Annotated in this window: 1 protein-coding gene; it reads left to right on the top strand. The window is 37.1% G+C overall.

Going from position 1 to position 700, the window contains the following annotated elements; all coding sequences use genetic code 11:
* The coding region (locus D1643_RS11235) for a ribonucleotide-diphosphate reductase subunit beta (protein ID WP_201751121.1) at nt 1-585 on the top strand (585 nt) is incomplete at its 5' end.
* Between the last annotated feature and the right edge of the window lie 115 nt (nt 586-700).

The following is a 700-nucleotide window of genomic DNA, read 5'->3' as shown; positions in this document are numbered from 1 at the left end:
GTCAAACAGTATCCAGAATATGCAACAGTTAAAATGACTGACAAAGAAATCAAATTTGCAGGCATGAAAACACGAATTGCATCAACATTCTTAGAATCCGGACTTTTTTATTCAGGGTTCTACACCCCGTTAAAATACCTTGGTGAAAACAGAATGGTAAATGCGGCAGAGATAATTAAGCTTATCCTTCGCGACGAGAGCGTTCATGGCACTTTTATTGGATATTGGTTTCAAAAAGATTACAACAATCTTACACCATCTGAACAAGATGAATTAAAAGATTGGGCCTACGACTTACTGTATGAGTTGTACAGTAATGAGGTAGAATACATTAGTGATTTATACTCAGAAATTGGCTGGGTAGATGAAGTAACTGTGTTCACAGAATACAACATGAACAAAGCCCTCATGAACCTTGGCTTTGACCCATTATTTACTGATTCAACAGCAGATAAGGTCAACCCATTGGTAATGAACGGTATTTCAACAAGTTCAAGCAATCATGACTTCTTCTCAACAGTCGGAAACTCGTATCTAGTAGGTACAGTTGACGCAATGCAAGAAGGTGACTACGATATTGATTAGAAAGGTTTAGCATGACTCAGAAAATTAAACAAGCATGGCAGACACATAAAAAGCGTAAAGCTGAGAAAGCTCAAATGCGATTAATTGAATTTTATGAGAGGAATCTCAACTGAGT

It is taken from the genome of Enterorhabdus sp. P55 (assembly GCF_009911695.1).
Classification (GTDB): domain Bacteria; phylum Actinomycetota; class Coriobacteriia; order Coriobacteriales; family Eggerthellaceae; genus Enterorhabdus.
Note: the sequence above shows the minus strand (reverse complement) of the source record. Positions and strands in the feature narration are given on the sequence as shown.